At 58.5% G+C, this 19,577-nt stretch carries 14 protein-coding genes and 3 pseudogenes; 2 read left to right on the top strand and 15 right to left on the bottom strand.

The window, feature by feature from the left end:
- Nucleotides 1-159 precede the first annotated feature (159 nt).
- Complete coding sequence (locus MESS4_RS33895; RefSeq protein ID WP_198292720.1) at nt 160-975, top strand: hypothetical protein; 816 nt, start codon at nt 160-162, stop codon at nt 973-975.
- Here the strand turns inward: MESS4_RS33895 and MESS4_RS34280 are convergent.
- From MESS4_RS34280 to MESS4_RS03735, 3 genes and pseudogenes are all read right to left on the bottom strand, one after another.
- A pseudogene (locus MESS4_RS34280) lies at nt 939-1,111 on the bottom strand (IS110 family transposase); the annotation flags it as partial. The gene MESS4_RS33895 and the pseudogene MESS4_RS34280 sit on opposite strands and share 37 nt — an antisense overlap.
- Nucleotides 1,112-1,149: 38 nt before the next feature.
- Nucleotides 1,150-1,374 (bottom strand): hypothetical protein, encoded by a 225-nt coding sequence (locus MESS4_RS03730; RefSeq protein WP_006326803.1) that lies wholly within the window; start codon nt 1,372-1,374, stop codon nt 1,150-1,152.
- Nucleotides 1,375-1,680: 306 nt separating this feature from the next.
- A complete protein-coding gene (locus tag MESS4_RS03735) occupies nt 1,681-2,676 on the bottom strand; it encodes an aldo/keto reductase (protein WP_006326804.1) in 996 nt (331 codons plus the stop codon).
- Between the two features lie 212 nt (nt 2,677-2,888).
- On the opposite strand from MESS4_RS03735, the gene MESS4_RS34285 reads away from it, so the two are divergent.
- Entirely contained in the window at nt 2,889-3,173 is a 285-nt protein-coding gene (locus MESS4_RS34285) for a cupin domain-containing protein (RefSeq protein WP_244441047.1), read from the top strand.
- 41 nt (nt 3,174-3,214) lie between these two features.
- On the opposite strand, the gene MESS4_RS03740 is transcribed toward MESS4_RS34285, so the two are convergent.
- The 12 genes and pseudogenes from MESS4_RS03740 to MESS4_RS31650 form a co-directional block, all read right to left on the bottom strand.
- On the bottom strand, nt 3,215-4,609 hold the full coding sequence (locus MESS4_RS03740) for an MmgE/PrpD family protein (RefSeq protein WP_036240633.1): 1,395 nt from the start codon (nt 4,607-4,609) through the stop codon (nt 3,215-3,217).
- A complete protein-coding gene (locus MESS4_RS03745; RefSeq protein ID WP_006326807.1) occupies nt 4,600-5,889 on the bottom strand; it encodes an acetyl-CoA carboxylase biotin carboxylase subunit family protein in 1,290 nt (429 codons plus the stop codon). Before MESS4_RS03745 ends, MESS4_RS03740 begins: the two co-directional genes overlap by 10 nt.
- A gap of 308 nt (nt 5,890-6,197) precedes the next feature.
- Complete coding sequence (locus tag MESS4_RS33275) at nt 6,198-6,407, bottom strand: hypothetical protein (RefSeq protein WP_006326808.1); 210 nt, start codon at nt 6,405-6,407, stop codon at nt 6,198-6,200.
- A gap of 546 nt (nt 6,408-6,953) precedes the next feature.
- Nucleotides 6,954-8,729: a CocE/NonD family hydrolase gene (locus tag MESS4_RS03755; protein WP_006326809.1), complete on the bottom strand. Its 1,776-nt coding sequence runs from the start codon at nt 8,727-8,729 to the stop codon at nt 6,954-6,956.
- 562 nt (nt 8,730-9,291) lie between these two features.
- On the bottom strand, nt 9,292-10,293 hold the full coding sequence (locus MESS4_RS03760) for an ABC transporter ATP-binding protein (protein WP_006326811.1): 1,002 nt from the start codon (nt 10,291-10,293) through the stop codon (nt 9,292-9,294).
- Entirely contained in the window at nt 10,286-11,290 is a 1,005-nt protein-coding gene (locus MESS4_RS03765) for an ABC transporter ATP-binding protein (RefSeq protein ID WP_006326812.1), read from the bottom strand. The genes MESS4_RS03760 and MESS4_RS03765 overlap by 8 nt, the downstream gene beginning before the upstream one ends.
- Nucleotides 11,287-12,219: an ABC transporter permease gene (locus MESS4_RS03770; RefSeq protein WP_006326813.1), complete on the bottom strand. Its 933-nt coding sequence runs from the start codon at nt 12,217-12,219 to the stop codon at nt 11,287-11,289. The genes MESS4_RS03765 and MESS4_RS03770 overlap by 4 nt, the downstream gene beginning before the upstream one ends.
- A complete protein-coding gene (locus MESS4_RS03775) occupies nt 12,216-13,205 on the bottom strand; it encodes an ABC transporter permease (RefSeq protein WP_006326814.1) in 990 nt (329 codons plus the stop codon). Before MESS4_RS03775 ends, MESS4_RS03770 begins: the two co-directional genes overlap by 4 nt.
- On the bottom strand, nt 13,202-14,872 hold the full coding sequence (locus MESS4_RS03780) for an ABC transporter substrate-binding protein (RefSeq protein WP_006326816.1): 1,671 nt from the start codon (nt 14,870-14,872) through the stop codon (nt 13,202-13,204). The genes MESS4_RS03775 and MESS4_RS03780 overlap by 4 nt, the downstream gene beginning before the upstream one ends.
- Nucleotides 14,873-15,342: 470 nt before the next feature.
- A pseudogene (locus tag MESS4_RS03785) lies at nt 15,343-16,355 on the bottom strand (IS110 family transposase).
- A gap of 854 nt (nt 16,356-17,209) precedes the next feature.
- The gene (locus MESS4_RS03790; RefSeq protein WP_006326822.1) at nt 17,210-18,223 is read right to left on the bottom strand and encodes an ATP-grasp domain-containing protein; all 1,014 of its coding nucleotides are present in this window, start codon (nt 18,221-18,223) and stop codon (nt 17,210-17,212) included.
- A gap of 876 nt (nt 18,224-19,099) precedes the next feature.
- Nucleotides 19,100-19,532, bottom strand: a pseudogene (locus tag MESS4_RS31650) (transposase); the annotation flags it as partial.
- Between the last annotated feature and the right edge of the window lie 45 nt (nt 19,533-19,577).

Genomic DNA, 19,577 nt, shown 5'->3' on the forward strand with positions numbered 1-19,577 from the left:
AACGCCCTCGGGGGAGGGATTCTGGCCCGCCCCTATCCATGTGATCATCTCCTCGATGCCAGCGCTCACGCTGATGCTACTCTCGGCTTGGACCGGCAATCACCTAAGCTTCAATAGCACGTTTCCGGCGGCGCAGCGCCTCACCCGGTCGGCGACGACGTGGCCTGCCTGGAGCGCCAGCGGCATAAAAAGCCTATTGTTCCCTCTCATTTCCGCATTCTTGTTTCTTTAATCGTCTTGAGGATTGTCGGCTGCTGGGCCAACGTCAAATTCAATCTGTGTATCCACATCATCTGGTTTCGAGATGAGCGCAAATCTATTGAGCGCGCTATCGCGTCAACGTATCGCCCGTGGGAATGTAACCGGCGAACGTGCTCTCAGGCCTATTTGTTAGATGTCGATAGCGTAACCCAGCACGCCGATGAGGACGATCAGCCGATGCAGGTCAATGGCGCTGCTGACGTGCAAGGCCGCGCTGGATCCACCTCCTCAGCACGGCAGCCGGACTCCATGACCTTGGGGAACACCTCCGCCTTCCAGCGCAGGGCGTACCAGTTGAGCTTTTCGACCGCCGCGAAGAAATCTTCGACCGGCAAGTTGGTCACCAGCTTTCAGTCGATCGGCTCGCGACCAGGCGGCGGATTTCTCTTCGAGGGCGTGGATGTAAGTCAGAACCTGTCGACTGTAGCGCTTCTGCTTGCCCACTGGCGGCAAGGTGTCGATGGCGGTGTACTTCACCTCCAGCCAGTCGTCCGTGGGGCGTACTCCACCTCCATCGACGTGGATGTTGAATCAGAACAACATGCCGCTGGCGGATTTCGCGATCTCCAGGTGCCTTCGTCGCGCACAACGACTCATAGGCGGCTGTTCTTGGTGCGGACGAAGCCTTCTTCGACCTGTCGCGCGACAAGGAAATCGGTTTCAGATGATGACCGAGCAGGGCGGCCGTGCGCCTGCAGCATTTCGATCAGATGATCGTGCTCAACACGGGTGTTGAGCACCAAAAGGCGATGCCGGCGCTTGTGGCCTGGTGCTTCGATCAGAACTTCAGCTTGGCAATGTCGAACGCCACCAGCACTGCGGCGGCGGGTGTAGAATCTGAAATGGTCATGGTTGGTCTCTCCGGAATGGGTTGAGAAAATTCACATTCTAGAGAAACTGACTGGCCATGGCAGCCGAGACAGCTGGCACGTAGGTGCGTTCGCCCTCGATAAAGCCTCCATCCGGTCGAACGGCGACGTCGCGAAGAAACGCAGTTTGACCGCGAGGAGCCTCGGAGACGTCCATGCCGCCGAAGCGGGGCTTTGCCGCCGTATACATATCAAGCGACAGAAGAATGTCCTCACCGACCAGATATTCAATAGCTGGCGCCATAACACTCGCGTTGTTGTGTAAGTAATTAATTGCCCCGGACCCGACGAGGAGAGCGATTAAGGGCTCGTGGTTCGCGGTACATGTTCTTCATTGGACATCGACGACCAGAATGGCCGGGATGGAACTTCGGTTGGGTCGGCACTTTTGCGCGAGTCGGCTGGTGATGCCGACATCTTCTTCAAGTGTCGTCCATTGTTACGTTCCTCAACATGCCGGTACCTCCGGAGAATGCGCTGAAAACAAAATCGTTTCCATTGTCCCCGGGCAAGGACCGATACTACGGCATCGGGTTAACGGATCCGACGATCAGCGATCGATCCCGGCCATCAGCCAGTCGGGGTAGCGATTGCCGGAAACCGTCCCTGTCGCGAGCCCCTCGTCGAGCGTCTGCATGTCCGTGTCAGTCAGTTGGACAGTGTCGGCGCCGACATTCTCCTCCAGATAGGCGCGTCGCTTAGTACCTGGGATCGGGACGATGTCGTCACCCTTGTGCAGCAACCAGGCGAGCGCGATCTGTGCCGGCCTTGCGCCCTTGGCTTCAGCGATGTCGAACACAGCCTGAGCCGCCTTCACGTTGCTGTCGTAGTTCGAGGCCCGATACCGTTCATCGATCCGGCGGGTATCGCCTTCAGGATATTCCTCGGCGCGTTTGACGCCACCGGCTAGGAAGCCGCGGCCCAACGGGCAGAAAGGCACCAGCCCGATGCCCAGCTCACGAAGGACCGGGATCACGTCGCTCTCAAGGTTGCGCTCCCACAGTGAGTACTCGCTCTGCAGCGCCGAGACTGGCTGCACCGCATGCGCCCGGCGCAGTGTGGCGCCGCCCACTTCCGACAGCCCGAAGAAACGCACCTTGCCCTCACGCACCAACTCCGCGACGGTACCCGCGACATCCTCGATCGGCACCTCGCGATCGATGCGGTGCTGATATAGCAGATCAATATGGTCGCTTTGGAGCCGTCGCAGGGATCCTTCGACCGCTCGGCGGATCGAGTCAGGTCGGCTATCGGTTTCGGCGCCGAGCTGGCGGCCGTTCTTGAAGCGAAACCCGAACTTAGTGGCGATCACCACCTTGTCACGCCGATCGCGAAAAGCGCGGCCGAGCAGTTCCTCATTCGTGTACGGACCATAGGCTTCCGCAGTATCGAAGAAATCGCAGCCGAGCTCGATCGACCGGTGCAGTGCAACGATCGACTCCTCCTCATCCGCCGGCCCGTAGTACTGGCTCATCCCCATGCAACCGAGGCCGATCGCGCCAACCCGCAGGCCTCGCATACCCAGTTGCCGCTTGCTCAATGTCATGGTTTCAACCTTCTAAAACGTGTGGAGGCAATGATATGAACTGCGGGCCGTACGGTGAATGCTTGAAAATCCGAAAAGCTTGCGCGAGAGTGCGAGAATGACGAACGATCCCTTTTCCGACATTCTTAAGCTGACGGGGCGGGAACGCTGGTGATACGGGCGGCTTAACCGCAGGCGGACCTTGGGCGATCCGCTTCCCAGTCCCGAAGACGATCAAGTTCTTCGCCGTCGCGAGAGGAAGCTGCTGGGTCATTCTCGAGGGCGAGCTGCCGCTCTGGTTCGCGACCGGCGATTTGGGGCTGCTGTCGGTGCCGCTATCGTTCGTATTGACCAGCCACCCCCGTGTTGATCCGGTCGATGCAATGACGCTGTTCTCCGCGAGGGTAGGACAACCACCTAGATCGGCGACGGCTGCTTCCTCCTTGCAAATGATGTGGAGAACCTGCTTTCGGCAGCAGTTAGCACCTTTAACATTTGGTTTCATGAAAATCGCCTAGCTCTGTATCAGCTCGCCTCTGTGTACCCCATTCGCCCGAGATTACTTACCGCCCACTAGCAGCTCAAATAGCGGTGCCAAGGTGGGCTGCTTATCAAGGTCGAGGATGAAGTCTCCGATCAGCCCGAGTCGTTTCTCGGAGAAAGGCAACATCGAAATTTCACTGCAATCCTTAAGTTTCCGCATGCCATCGATGAGCGAAGCCGGGTTTTCCGGATGTCCGAACGGCTTGTCCACACGAATAAAATGTTCTGATCCGCTCTTTAGCCATACTTTAACTGTTGTCGGCGAATTCCCATACTGGCCGTGAGTGCGTTCTATCTCTGGATCAACTTCGACCTTGGTAACGGCCATAATACGACGCACGGCCGGATCCTGGAGCGCTTCGGGACGGAAATCGCCAATTGCGACTCTGCCATATTGCGCTGCGACAGAGATGGCGTAAGGCAGACTGTAACGCGCTCCAACCGGGTCCTTTGGGTTCCACTTTTGGTCGCGCGGCTGAACCACAAGACTCTCAGCGCGACGATTCAACCCGAGCTCAATTGAAACAATATCCTCGCCCGCGAAGTTGTGCTTCTCGCGCAATTGTAGCAGCCCGTCGATCCCGAAATGATTACACTTGCAGGACGGCCAGGGTTTGAAGCCCATGGAGGCGTTCACATAATCGTACCCTAGTTTGTCCATAAGCATATCGAGGTCGAACTCAGGTTCAAAAGCTTTGTAGAAACCATACTTACCAAAGAACGGCTCCCGCGGGCCGTTGAAGCCCACCATAGCTGATAGAGCCGACTCAATTCCCGAGCGGGCCCGCAATCCCTGCTGCAACGCCACAGTGTGGGCACCTTCTTCATACATCTGGTATTCGCCGGCGGCGTGGGCGTAAGCGATTCCGAACGCATTCCGGGTTTTCTCTTCGTCGAGCCGTAGCAACTTGGTACTAACCGCGGTCGCGCCCCAGACCGAGACCATATTGTCGCGGCCCGTATTTGAAGAATAAGTGGTAACGCTACGCGCGAGACGCACGTGCAGATCGATAGCTGTTGCGACTGCGGTCAGCAATTCTCTTCCGGTGATAGAAGGGTCCCGTTCGGCCAGTGCCAGGGCCGGCGGGACATCATATGAGCTTGCGTGACAACCGTTGATATAAATCTCATACGTCTCATCAAAATCAAGGGCTCTGGCCGTAGTCGCATTAACAAGGGCTGCCAAGCTGGAAGGAAGCTTCTCTCCGGAAACCCAAACGGTGCATTCTGGCTTGCCACCCGACAACGCGCCCAGGTTGCGAGAGAAGTGCGCAATAGGATCATTCGATCCGCCGATCGCACACGCAATAGTGTCCAGGATTGAGAGCTTCGCACGTTCTATTGCTTTCTCAGGTATCGTCTCCAGCCCGGAACTGAGAACGTGCCTAATGATTTGCGTCGTTACATCCATTGCCATACTCCAAATGAAATATCGGGCTGCTGCGCAGATTGTTGTGTTTCGCCAAGGGCCGAAAATGGTATGATCGACCAATCGATCAAGGCAACGGCATGCTGAAGTATCAGCTTGGTCCGAGCACTGCTGGGTGAAGCGGCGATTACATATCCGATCCAGTCTCGATAATCGCCATGCCTGACGATCGGCGTCTTGGGTCCGACATACAACTTGACTTCGGCGACACCTGGCACAGCAGCCGCCTGACTGTCGCCATCGATCCAATCGAGGGCGCCATCGCGATCAGCAACTAGCATCCGCGCCGCCGCAGTATGCGAATGCCGCCTGCGCAAAACCCATTTTTCGCCGATGGCGAGCTTGATGTGCTCGGTGATGAGATCGATACCGCAAGCCAGCTGAATCAGTTCGGGAGTGGGCGTGCCGTGAAGCCGCGGATTGACTTCAATGACAACTGGGCCACGGTTCGTCCACCGGAATTCAATGCCCGTTGGCCCCCAGCCAAGGCCGAGAGCTCGCAAACAGCTCAACGAAACATCGACAATACGCCTATGCTCATCATCAGTTAGCAGGGCCGGATATGTGTACTGACGACAGACGAAATGCGGTGGAGGGCCGAAGTCAGCGATACCAATTCCAATGATCTGGTCTCCCATTATGTCGGCCCAATAAAGGGGGCCTTCTACGAATTCTTCGACCAGTATCCTCGGCGGGGATTGCCATATGTGCTGACCGCCCAACAGATAGGTCGTGTGTTCGGCCAACTCATCGACATTGCGGCACAATTGGACACCGCTGCTGCCGCTGCCTACCGCCGGCTTAAGAACCACCGGCAGGCCGATCTCCGCGGCAGAGCTTTCTACGTCTGTCGCATTCACTGCCAGGCGATAAGCCGGTATTGGAATGCCGGCTTCCGCTAGGAGTTGACGTTGAGTGAACTTATCGCAGCATCGTTCAATCGATGCGGGGTTCGGTCCTGGTAGAACGAAGTATCGGCAGAGCTCGCCAACTGTCGCGTAGGCTGAATCGTCAAGGTCCGTAAAGCCAGTGATACCAGCAATGTCACAGGTCGCACGCAGCCGGGAACATTCGCGGATCAGTGCATCGAGATTGTCTGTGTGGACACGGATTGACTCTATGTTTTCCGCCGCGAGATAGTCGTACCGAGCTGGATCGGCGGATAGGGTAATTGGATGAAGGCCAAGACGCTGGGCCGCTTTCACGTACAGCAGACCGGTACTCCTGTGGCCTTCAACCAGGATGAGCGCTCTTCTTGCCATTGGCGTCGACCTCCGTTGTGTGCCGTCCGGCGGCCTGAGCGTAAACAGGCGCTGGCTTATATTCGTCGCTGACCTCAGACTTGCCGGACGATACCATTGTCGACGAGCCTCAATTGCGAAAGTTCTGCAAAGTTATTTGAAGTATCTTATTGCAATAATTTGCTTGGCAGAGTTGTCGGGCCGACGACTTGGCCCTACCTTCATTCTCCGCCGGGAACCTCAAGGCCAGCCTGATCGAATATGCGGGCCGGTTTCCGAAGGTGGAGATCCGGATGGTTGAAGGATCGCGCTCGCGCCTGTTTTCAGGGCTAGCAGGCGGTCTCGACGACATGGATCGCGAGCGGTGATCTGGTTCCCAGAGAGGACACGCGATGGCTTTGCGAACCGGGCGCATCATACAGGATCGCCTTGCGCTCCAGATGGTGCGGTCTGATCTCATGCATCATGACGCATCTCCTGCCGGGAGAGCGGTCGCCGTCGACCTGATCGAGAATCAGGCTGACAATTTGCTTCGTCACTGGAGCGTCTCGGCGGCCAGCGCTTGCCAATCCGGCCTCTGCACCGTCTCGGCGTCGTTCAGCTTCGAGAACAGATCGAACTGGCATGTCGTGGGCCGGCGCGGCGTGGACATCTCCCTATTCAAGTCGTGAGAGCCCAAAGCTGCTCTCCTGCGATTGCGATGGGGCACCCGTGTCCCGGAGCAGCGTCGCCAGGGCGCCAAGCGCGGCAAGGTCGACATGCGCAGCAGTGGTGAGCTCGCGTTGCGCGGGCGCTTCCGGCGCCTACCGCAACCAATGGAAGCGGGTCCGACCGATCGCCGCATCAGCATCGAGTAGCTTGTCGAGCGCCTGCAGCTTCTTCCCGAGACTAGATCTAGACGCGCGTTATGGCCCGGGCCTGAGCCCAAGCAGAAAAGGCGCAGCTGGGGCATTCGAATAAGCCGGAATGAAAACTGAACCTCGACCACCAATCCCCGCACGCTGCTCGCATCGTCGCCCGCCCACGCGCGGCACCGCAGGAGCACTGACGAAGCGATCAGAGCGGCAGGCAGCTACGACTGTAGTTTATTGAAACGGCAGTCCGCCAGGGACAAACTCGTCCTCCTTGCGATAGGGCTGACCTCTAAGCGCTTCGTATGCCGGAGCCGGGGCTTGAGCCACCGCTGCCGGGATGACGGGAAGAAGTATTCTGGAAGCATACTTCCCCGAGTGATAGACCCGGTTGATAGACGGGGCTCCTGCAGGAACGCTAGCGAGGCCGTGCCCGAGGTGACCAAGTGGAATGGGATTGGGTGCACCGATGGTCAGTTCAAGGCTATGCCCTTGCCTGACGACGTGAGCTATGGGCGAAATCAACGATATCCGGAGTTCGTAAATTTCACCTGGCACAAGTTTCTCAGACTTCCGAAACGAATGCACCACCTCGTCAACATAGTTGCGGTCTTTGTCGATCGCACGGAGCGATGCCCGCAATAAGCCTGATTGAAGAAAGAGCACCCCCTCGGGGCCGACGTCTTTCAGAGTAAGTTCGATATCGGCGTCGTCGCCGTTGTCAATGCTGAGATACAGCACGACTTCCGGATTTCCAAGCAAAACCATATCCGAGGTGACAGGGGCTGTTCGGTAGTTGAGAACGCCGTGAGAAGAAGGTCGAACTTGGAATTGCTGATTGTCTCCGTAAAGTTCTGTTCCCGTTGGGTATAGGTAGGCGCGTGATCCCTCATTGGAACTGGCCGGCTTCTCGGGCGAGATCTGTGCGTTGGCCGCAAGATAGAAGGTGAGGCGCTCGACTTTCGGGTCTGGCCACGTGTTGTGATGCGTGATCCAGCCTGCTACCGATTTCTTCGGATCACCCTCGGGCTGCTGAACCTCCCAATACACACTGATGGGCGGCTCGTTCTCTATTCCATTCTTAACACCTTTAACCCAGCGATCGAGGAACCTCATTCGCTCCTTGTCGACAAGGCCATAGCCCCGCGGCCCAGGTCCGAAGCTCCCATGATCACCATTCATCAGAACAAGCTTCTTGTTCTTCACATGTTGCATAAAATGGGAAAACATTCGAACGTTTGCCATGGCGGAGCCGCCGTAGGCCTCTTGCCAAGCTCCGATAAGCATGGAGGGCACAGTGACTCTGTCGGTGAGCTCCTTGTTGACCACGGTCTGAGAATCGTACCATTCATCCCTCACCGGATGCTTCCGTATCTCGTCAAAAAGGGAAGTCTTGACGACTTGCCTATCGCTACTGCGAATCTTGGCCCACTCGGTATCGCCTTGATTGACGCGCCACTCTGCACCGCGCACCTGGGTTACAAACTGACTTTCAATTAGCCATGTTCCCACTGACAGCGAGAACATTCCGCCAACCGAACCCAAAAACTCGTAGCCGTCCCCGAAACCGCTCGCGACGATTGCCCGCAAATGAGGGGGCCGCTCGGCCGCGACCCAGAACTGTGGTTGCCCAGCCGACGAATTGCCGACCATCCCGACATTGCCATCGCTCCAGGGCTGCCTGGCGATCCATTCAATCAATTCGGCGCCATAAGGTCCGCCTTTGACCATTCGCTGTTCATGCCAATAGTCGATGACACCCTCCGAGCATCCCGTTCCCGGAAGATTGGCGCCCACGAAAGCGTAGCCGGCATCAAGGAATTCGTTCGCGACTTCGAAAGGGGTCGAGTTCGCTATATATGGATCATAAAGGAAAACCGTCGGATACTGACCCGATTTCTTCGGATGATATGAGATATAAGCGAGGCGCGTTCCGTCCTCCATCGTCACGTAGCCGATATTACGAATTACATCCGCCTCAGTGAAATCTGGTCGTTCTGCCGCTTTCATGCTTACCTCGATGTGATGGAAGGACCTTTAGTCAGCCGGCGGGCCAGGCGTTTATGTGAGCGTCACTCGCATAACTGACCGACGCAATATGGCGCCGTGCTGCGCTTCCTGTGATTTCCTCGTCGGATCATCGCGTCGTCTCCAGGCGACTACACGAACTCCAATATGCGCGTTTCGCAGGTACGCTTTGCACAAATTTACGCTCTGTTGGCGCAGGAAATCTGCGTTGACCTCTCTTCCGAGGCGCAGCGACGATTCTTGGGTGGCACTTGCTCGACGGTGATGAACGTGCCCGCCATGCGCACTTGGATGATCCCGAAGGGATCACCCCCGCTCACCCGCTGCAAGGGCATGACATCCGCTTGTAATAAGTAGTAGCTGCGATCCTCTCCTTTGTTGAAGGCTAAAGACGGGGATCGAAGAATTTGGGCCTATCCTTGGTCAGACTTCGATGGGCGGCGTTCCTCTGCGCGCAGCAGCGGGATGCCGAAGCCACCGCGGGGTGTACCGTAAACTTTATCTTCCGCCCGCGAGTGACACACAAAAAGTCTGGAACAGCCCTCTACTTCGCCAGCCAGCAGGCTGACAGGTGCTGTGGTCCAACCTCGATGGCTGGTGGTTCCTCTTGCCGGCAGCGGTCGAAGGCCAGTGGGCAACGCGGATGGAAACGGCAGCCTTTCGGCACACGGGCGGCGCTTGGAACCTCGCCCTGCAGGGCCGGCAGCTCGGCGCGACCTGCATTGGCGCCAACCTGCGGGGTGGCGTTACGCAAGGCGACGGTATACGGATGGCAGGGGTTGAACGTGATCTCGTCGGCGGTGCCGATCTCGACCAATTTTCCAAGATACAGGACGGCAATTCTGTCGGCGATCAACCAAGCGAGCGGCAGGTCGTGCGTGATGAACAGCAGCGCCATGCTGTGCTTGGCGCGCAGATCAACCAGGACTTGAAGAATCTGTGCGCGTATCGAGACATCGAGCATAGACACCGGTTCGTCGGCGACGATGAGTTCCGGCCTCACGGCAAGCGCTCCGGCGATCACGACCCGCTGGCGCTGCCCGCCAGACAGCTCGTGCGGGAAGCGAGCGAAGAAATCATCGGGAGGATTGAGCCCGGCCGCTGCCAGCGCTTCGCTCACACGCTCTGTGAGTTGAGCATTGTTCTTGACCAACCGCAGTGAACGCAGCGGCTCTGCCACAATGTCGAACACGGTGTGTCGGGGGTTGAGTGCCTGATAAGCGTCTTGGAAGATCATCTGCACGCGATGCCGGTAAGGGCGCAGGGCCGAGGAGCCTCGCTCCGCGGTCATGTCGCGGCCTTCGAACAACAGCTTGCCGCCTGTTGGCTGAGCAAGCTTTGTGATGACACGGCCCACAGTGGTCTTGCCGCTACCAGACTCCCCGACCAAGGCGACGATCTCACCCCGTCCGATGTTGAGGTCGATCCCGTCCACCGCGCGCACGGCGCCGGCAGGTCGGCCCAGGACACGGTCGAACAGCCCGCCCTGGATAGGAAAATGGACCTGCAGGCTCTCAAGACGCAGAATATCGGCCGTGTCAGGCATGGACTGCGACCTTGTCTTGCGAGGACCGGTGAAGGTGGCAGGCGACGCGTCCTCGCCCTAACTTATCGAGGCTGGGAACTTCGGTCGCGCAAACCGCCATAGCCGACGGACAACGCGGATGGAAAGCGCAGCCTAAGGGTCGATTCACCAGGTTGGGGGGATCACCGGGTATTGGCCGGATCATCTTTTTGCCGCTCGCTGGGTTCGGGATCGATTCGATCAGCAGTCGGGTGTAGGGATGTTTGGGTTGGGCGAAGATCTCGGCGACAGAGCCATCCTCGACGATCCGGCCGGCGTACATGATCATCACGCGATCACACGACTCAGCCACCACAGACAGGTCGTGGGTGATCAAAATCAGGGCAAGGTTAAGCTGCGATCGCAACTCCCCTAGCAGCTTGAGGATCTGAGCCTGTGTGATGACGTCCAGCGCCGTCGTCGGCTCGTCGCCGATGATGATTGAGGGGCGACATGCCAGCGCCATGGCAATCATCACCCTTTGGCGCATACCGCCCGACAACTCGTGGGGATAGGCGGAACCGCGATCCGTCGGAATGCCAACGAACTCGAGCAGTTCTCTTGCCCGCGCCGTCGCCTCGCCACGCGACATGCCGAGCTTCAGCATGCATGGCTCGGCGATCTGCTTGATGATGCGGTGAACAGGATTAAGCGCATTCATCGCGCCCTGAAAGACAACGGACGTTTCGCTCCAGCGATGTGGCCGCATCGCCGCATCATCGTCGATCGGAAGTCGGTTACCACGATAGCGCACTTGGCCACCGCTGACCCGCGCGTTGGGAGACAATAGGCCGGCTATGGCCATGGCGGTCGTGGTCTTCCCGCTGCCTGATTCTCCGACGAGGCCAACGGCCTCTCCGGCCCGGAGCGCGAAGCTTACGCTGTCGATCGCACGCGATGAAACCCCCTTGAGCCCATAGTCGACAGAGAGCCCGTCGACTTCCAGAAGCGATGTTCCGCCTTGAGAGGAGTGTATCATGGGATCACCCGCCGCCGTGGATTGAACGTGTCGTCGAGGGCATTGCCAATCAGGACGAAACTAAGCGAAACCGTGAGGACGCACACTCCGGGTGCACCGAGGTACCACCAGGCTCCGGCACTGGCCGCGCCGGCGCGCTGGGCGAGCGAAAGCAAAGTGCCCCATGAAGGCTGCAATGGATCGCCAAGCCCGAGGAACGAAAGCGACGTCTCGACATAGATTGCGCCGGCGACAACGAGCGCACCATTCGCTGCGATTTGCGGCACGAGATTGGGGAGGATGTGCCGCACCATGATGTTGAAATTGCTGCTGCCCACAACGCGTGCGCGATCAATGAATGTTCGCTCCTTAAGCGACAGTGTCTGGCTGCGAACGATGCGTGCAACGAACGCCCAGCTTGTCATGCCGATAACGACAAGGATCACGAAAAGAGAAGGACGGAAGCCGAGGATTTCTCCGCCGCGCCCCATCACCTCGAGAACCACGGGTGTGATGACCAGCGCCAATACGAAGGACGGCATGACAAAAAAGAAGTCCGTCAAGCGCATCAGCCAGACGTCAACCCTGCCACCGTAGTAGCCCGCCGTCATACCGATAGTAGTCCCGACGACGAGGCTGATCACAGTCGACAATAGCGCAATCATAAGCGAGATCCGGGCACCATGGACGACCAGATTGAGCACGTCTCGACCCACCTCGTCCGTCCCTAGAAGATGCTGGCCTGATGGGGGTACGAGGAAATCGCCGGTTGCATTGATCGCAGTCTGGAGCGGTCCCACCAGAATATTGGGGACCGCCGCCACAACAAGAAAGAATACCAGACATACGAGGCCCACCTGAGCGCTGCCGTAGCTGAGAAATTGACGCAGAAAGCCTTTTATCGCGCGCGCCCGGCCTCGCGGGGAATATCGAACAGTACTTTCACTCATTGTCGGACCCTCGGATCAAGAAGGCCGTAGGCAAGATCGGCTATGAGGTTTGCGACGACGATCGACGCACCGAGCAACAAGAATATCCCTTGAAGGACCGGATAATCTCGCGCATTGAGCGCTTCCACCGTCAGGCCTCCAATCCCCGGCCAGGCGAATACGGCTTCGACGGTGATGGCTCCCGCTACCACGTAGCCGAGATTAAGGGCAATCAGAGTTACGACCGGCAGCATTGCATTCCGGAATGCATGACGCATCAGCATCTGACCATTGGTGAGTCCCTTGGCCCGAGCGGTCACCATGTAATCCTCGGTGACTACGTCACTCATTGCCGCACGTGCGACTACAACGTATTGGCCGATCAGTCCAAGAGCCACCGCGGTGACCGGAAGCGCGAGATGCCGCAAGTAGTCGAGCAACGAGTCAAGGGAGCCGGTGATCGTGCCGGGCGAGTATGCACCGTAGCCCGGAAGCCAGCCCAATGACGTACTGAAGATGACGACCAAGAGCATCCCAAGCCAGAAAGATGGCGTAGAATAGAGCGCCAGGGAGGCTCCAGTGGCGATATGGTCGACGGCTCCTCCCCTGCGCCAACCCGCATATAGGCCAAGCATAACTCCGGATAGGATGGCGATGAATTGGGCTAGGCCGACCAGGACGATGGTGGCCGGCAAGCGCTCCAGGATCAGGTCGGCGACGCGCTGGCCCCTAAACTTGAAGCTATAGCCCAAGTCACCTTGGAGGGTTGCCGACAAGTAGTGGACCACCTGGTCCGGAAACAGCGGCCGATCGAGGCCCCAGTTCTGGCGCTGCGCCTCCATCTGTTCAGCGGTGACGCTGGTGCGCGCCCCGCCAAGCAGAAGCGCTGCAGGGTCGCCAGGGATGACTCGGAACAGGACGAAGTTCAGAACCACCACCATTAGGAGGGTTATGATGGCCCTTATGAGGATGCTCCCGATGTGGCGACCCGTCCTGCCTCCATTCATGGGGCTGACACCGGCTTCAGGCGATCGAACGGAAAGTAGCTCCACCCGGAAATCTCTTTACCCCAGCCCTCGAAGCAATCCTTGCGATGGGCATCAAGCATGAGCGGGTAACTTAGAATGATGTAGGGGGCTTCGGTGTAAATAAGGCGCGCCGCCTGGTCTACCAACTCCTGGCTCTTCTTGAGGTCTACGATGGCATCCACCTGAGACGTAAGGTGATCGAACTTCTCGTTGCTCCAGTATGCCGTATTGGGAACTTCAGCAGTTTTACCTATACTAAGCAAATTATGGGGGTCGGGACCGCGCCAGCCCGCTGAAACTAGCAGGTCCCAGCCTCCCCCGCCCTTCGCCGGTGCTGCCGTGCGGGCGCTGAGCGCGCCAGAGTCGAGCTGGGTCACCGATACGGGAATGCCGATTTGTCCCAACCAGCCAGCAATGAGCTGTACGGCCGCGAACGGCAGATCGAGGAGGCCCGAGATGGGTCCGGTAATCAGCTCGAGCTGGAAGCTGTTTCCGTCCTTATCCTCGCGAGCGCCGTCGCCGTTGGTGTCCCGATAACCGGCCGCATCCAGCCGCCGGCCGGCCTCGGCGAGATCAAAGTGACGTCTGATGTCACTGAGATCTGAGTAATAATCTTTCGCCGCCGGCATCACCAATCCCACACCGGGGTCGGCGTGGCCGCGATAGGCGCGCTCGACGATTGTCTTCTGATCGATGGCGTAGCCGATGGCATCGCGAAACGCGGGATCTTGCAGGGCCTTAGTGCTGCCTGCACCGTCTGCCGAGGCGGTATTGAAAGCCAAATAGTCTCGCTGCTCAATGCGATTTTGACCCACCTGGATGGCAGAATGCTTCGACAGATCCGCCCACTGGGAAGCCGTGAGGCCGATGCCATAGTCGAGATTGCCGCTCTTCAATCCCTGCGCGATGGGATCGGCGGTACCAAAGAAGTTAAAAATCATGCCCTTCGTCGCCAGCTGCCCGGTGCGGAAATGTGGGTTCGGCATCATGCGGACAAACTGGCCCTGCTGAAACTCCTGGATGATCATCGGCCCCGTACCCACCAGCGGCGGGTCGTTCCGAAAGGTGCCGCGCGCATCGGCGTAGCTGACGTCCTTCCAGATGTGCTCGGGAACCATGAATACGCTGTTGTCGATTGGCCAGCGAGTGGGTGACTTGGTCACGATTTGCAACGTCTCGTCATCAAGGGCCATGATGGACTCGACGTTTTGCATGCCGTCAGTGGTGTTAAAGCCGACATTCAGTTCGTTGGGCGTGCCGATGGACTTGCGCACGTAGTTGAAGGTGAATGCGGCATCCTTGGCGGTGGCGGGCTGGCCATCCGACCACTTCATTCCAGGCCAGATTTTGAAAGTCCACGTTACGTTGTCGTCGTCAACCAACCACTCCTTGGCAAATCCCTTCCGGTCAGCATAACGCTGGGCGTCAACGCAGACCAAGGTGTCATAGGTGTAAACTAGCGGCCACCAGTTGCTATAGGAAGCGAACGGGTTCAGCGTGTCGGGAGCGGCGATGCCGCCGATGCGCACGATATGGTCAGCGCACGACGATGCGGCGAACGCCGTCGATCGCAGTATCCAAGATGCTGTGGATCCTGCCAGGATCGTCTTTAGTGCCGCGCGTCGGCTTAATGAGCGCTCATTCATCTTTTGTTCCCTTCACTTCTTTTTTATCACCCGCAAACTGCGGGAACGGAGCGGATTGCAGTCTACCCCTGCCACTGGGTCGTTTTGCGCAAAAGACTTCCTTTCCGAGCAGGAAATCGGTGATTCTTGTTCTGTGGCGCACAAAAACGACGGTTACTGGTAGGAACATCCCTCTAGTCTCTCATGTTCCCTGTCAACGCTGAAGGCGAGAGGGAACAACTGCTTGGCGCGAGTGTGCAAGCAGTCGGATTGGCTGGAACTGCACAGGGCCGGGGGCGGAGCTCAGAGACGACGGTTGATTAGACTCTCATCCGCGGGTTGGATACCGCCTTCCGTGTCTTCGTCTCGGGGCTTTCCTCGGTCTAGAGGGCGGGCGTCGGGCGGATTGGCTCGGCCACATAATTAGCGACGGGAGTTCCCCACCGTTGCCCCGCCCCCGGCCCTGTGCAGCGGGCTGGGTCGAGGTTCGTCTATGACGGTTCGATCTCTTGCCCAATGGCCCACAGGAAGGCGGCCATCTCGCGCGCGAACTTGCCGGCGGCGTTGAGGCGACGATAGCGAGCGCAGAGCCGGACCCTCAGGGCCTCGCTAACCCTGGCGGGATAGCGGTAAGTCCATGCCGCTTCGACCAAGGCGCGGCGGGCGCGTCGATTGCCGGCGAGTGTAAGGCTCGATCTGCGGACTGTGTCGCCGGTCGAACGCTCCCCCCGGAACCAGGCCGAGGAAGGCCATCAACTGTGGCGGTGTATCGAAGCGGCGCACATCCCCGATCTCGGCCGCAAAGATCACTGCGACCAGGAACGAGGCACGGCGCATCGCCTGATAGGCCTCGACGACCCGCGCCATGGACCACGTGGGCACGATGGCGCTTCAGCTGCTCGTCCAAGCGGCGTAGCCGCTGAACCGCGTCCTCAATCGCGTCGATTTTCTCCTGGAACACGATCTGCTGCGCCGGATGCTCGAAGCTCTGGCGGGCGAGCCAGCGTCGGTGCGCCAATGTCCAATGACCGCCGCCCTCGTAGATCCGACCATGGCGCAGAAGAAGGGAGAGCAGCTGCTGGCGTTTGCGGCGCAGGTCGTCGGCTCCGGATTTCCCGAGCCCGGACCAGATCGCGGACAGCCTCGTGGACTACGTCCGGCACCCACACATGCAGCCGCGCCAGAGTGACCGCGTCCCGTCGGTTCGTCTTGATACGCTCGCCCGACCGCTTCGGAATCAGGGCGGGCGCAAACACCATGCAGTCGTGACCAAGATCGCGACCTGACGGCAAAGTCCGTAACCAGTCGGTCCGGCCTCGAAGCAGACGTGCAGTCGATCGTACCTTTTTCCCAGCTTCTTGATCGTCCGCTCTATCGCTGCCGGCCTATTCTCGACCTCGCCGAGAAACCGGACTTCGCCCGTACGGCCGCCCTCGGCGATCGCCACCGCATGCTTCTTCTTGGCTACATCAAACGCGACAAATGCTTCGCTATGCTCTCCCATGGCTCGTCCTCCGTGCGTGAGGATCGGCTCGACCTATCCGAGCAACCCTCGTCGCTTAATCGCACGAAAGGGCGGGCCACGGATCTCAGACCTCGGAACATGACATCTAGAGCTCTATGGTGATCGCCGGGATCGGTCGTACACGCAAAGCTAAGCCATTGTGATGATGCTCGTCTCTGCGACATCCTCGAAAGTCTTGTAAGCCAGCCTTAGTCCGCATCGATGTTCTCGGTCCTTATGGGTGTGATTTCGCAGGTGCGTGCTTCCTCGCGGCCCATCGAGGCCTTCGGATCCAGCAATTCGACTAGCGCGACAGCCTGCTACGTCGCATGAGAACTGATCGCAGAAATGTGTACAATGGAGGAAGATGGAATCTAGAACGCGGCTGACAGGGGCAACAATCATGCTCTCCGTAGGCATGGCTCTGTCAGGATCGGCAGGGCTTTTTCCGTCTCGTCCGGCCAGCCGACTCTGAATGTGTGTGTTTTTCCGCTGCTTGTTCGGAGCGTTGGCGCTCATTGGATGGGTTTGGTTACGGGGTGGCTGGCAAAGCCTTTTCTCCATTGAGCGGAAGCTGTGGCCACTCGTGCTGGTGAGCGGCATCGATTGGCTGACGCTGTTCGAGGGATTCCATCGAACCTCCATCGGATTCGCAACGATCATCTATCATTTGCAACCCTTCTCGATCGTGCTCGCCGGCGGACTGTGCCAGACCGACCGGAATTGGCTGATCGGCTTCGGCCGAGCAAATTCTTGCCGCGTGACTGGCTGTCAGACCTCTCTGCGTTCCCATTCAGCCGTAGCAACAGAATCCATCCGATCCGCTAGGGCGGAAAAATCCGGTCACGTTTGGCCTAGGGGATGCCGATTCCGAAATGCCGGGTGTGAGCGATATCGAGAATGCGATTGACCAAGCTTGAGAAGCTGTATCCGGCGGTCGCTGCGGCCACGGAATAAGAGGAACTCATATCGAGTGTCGGCATGGAGCCTATCTCTAGGACAAACGGTTGGCCGGAGCGATCGATCCGGAAATCGACGCGGGCATAGTCTTGGCAGTTGCAGGCACGGAAGGTCGCAACCGAAATATCCCGTAACATCGTCTCAAGCCCACTCTCGATTTGCGCCGGGCAAATCTTCGGCACCGCTGCGGCCGCCACGAATTTCGCATCCCAATTCATAAGACGCGTTTCGCGATCGCCGAAGTCCTGCTCTACCAGAGGCAACACTTCGAGCTCCCCATTTCCGAGCAGTGCAACACAGATTTCCCGCCCATCGATGTATTCCTCCACTATCGCATCCTGCGTATATTTGGTGACAACCACTTCTACGGCCTGGCTCAACTTGGAATGATCATGTATGATCTGCAATCCGAGGCTGTAGTCTTCGTGACGTGGCTTCACTACCACCGGGAATCGTAGGTCGCCGGTACTCTCGGTGCCGCGACGCATCACGCGAAAGTTCGGCGTCGGCACGCCGTGATCGCGAATGAGCATTTTGGTAATGACCTTGTCGCTCGTCAGCCCAATCCCGAGCGGGCTACATCCAGTATATGGTACACCGGCCATCTCAAGCATGGCAGGAACATGGGTGAGACGCTTTTCGCCCTGAATTCCCTCCGCCAAGTTGAAAACGATTCCCGAGGGGCCGGCCCGCGGATCGGGTGGCATGAACCGCTCAAGCGTAGCGAGCAGTCCTTTATCGCCTTCACACACAAGTGTCTCGTGGCCGCGCTCTTGAAGTGCCGCTTCCACCCTTTCGGCTGTCCTGTAGACTTCCTGTGGCCAAGGCTGCGGCGGCTGCGGCCAAGGCTGACCGAACCGGTTGATTACACCGTTAAAATCACTGTTCGTCACGATAGCTACACGCATGAGCTACTCCTTGGATGTTTGCCTGCTGTCACGTTCATTCGCTCGGGTTTTGGTCTGGGTCCCGCACTCCATTTGGATCGTTCTAGCAAGTTTCATGTAGCCTCCTTAGGCCAGAGATTGCGACGACGCTACGGTCGGGAATGGATATTCACCGTGTCGCTGCAATCGGCGTGCCACTGAACAGGTCGTGCGAGCAAGAGGGACAAACCCGTGTGTTTCACGCCGCGCCGACGGGTTGCTGGCCCCTCTGTGTGTCGGGTCCCGAACATAGACGTCTTCGCCCAAACACGGCTGACACAGAACGTCGAATGATGACGGTTGGCACTTGGGACTTGTTTGGGGCGGTTAACGTTAAGCCTGATCTGATTCGGTCAACTGGCAACCCTCTTCCAGCCGCAAATTAGCACTGCCAAAAGACCGCACTCGACCACGCGCTTGTTCCAGGTCTCAAGCGCCAGCCCTTAAGAAGATTGATGCCGACGCGCCCACTGTTGAAGCAGCTGCAGCGCCACCAAGACGGCCGAGCCGGGCACCCGATCAAGCGCGTCGCCGTCGCCTATGAGGCGGCAGGCGAAGGCTTCTGGCTGGCGCGCTGGTTGCGGGCGCACGGCATCGAGGCCTATGCCTTCCAACGCGCTTTTTTAGGGTGGCTGCGTCGCGCAATAGCCCGGCGAGCAAAGCCGCTCCCTTGCGCACCGGCCCGCGCACCATCATGCCCTTGCCGTTGGCATTGTCAGTAATCAGCCGTTGATTTCTTTCAAAGTCTGCCCAGGGAAAATAGCCTTCGTGACTGCCCAATCTGAGCGGATCGTGCCCACTGGCGTGGTGTAGCTGACGGCATTGCTCGCGGTTCTCTGCGGCATGGGCCGTAATTGATCAGCGCGCCACAACCGGCAGGCTGATGAGCGGATCATCGCTCAACTGGCTGATGGTCTCAAGTGTCATATAGCGCGCCCGCTGCACGGCCCATTCATCATTCTGTTCAAGCAGCAACGCGCCAACGAGACGGACAATGGCATCGCCATTGGGGAAGATGACGACCTCGGTCCTGCGCTTGATCTCGCCGTTGAGACGCTCGACCGGTTGATGCTGTGCAGCTTGACGCGGTGCTCTTTCGGGAAAGTCATGTACGCGAGCAAGTCGTGCTCGGCCTCGTCCTGATGGTGGCGAGCTTCGGCACCTTGGGCCGGATCTGGTCGGCCACGGCGCGCCATTGCACGCTTGCGGGCTCGGCCGTCTCCTGGGCGAAGGCGGTAGCGATGAAGGCCGAGACGACGCGGCGCCCGCTCTTGCCGGCATGCGCCAGCAGTTCCTCATGAAATGGACGTTATGCCGACGTCGGCATAACGTGCAC

It is taken from the genome of Mesorhizobium sp. STM 4661, from assembly GCF_000359125.1.
GTDB lineage: Bacteria > Pseudomonadota > Alphaproteobacteria > Rhizobiales > Rhizobiaceae > Mesorhizobium.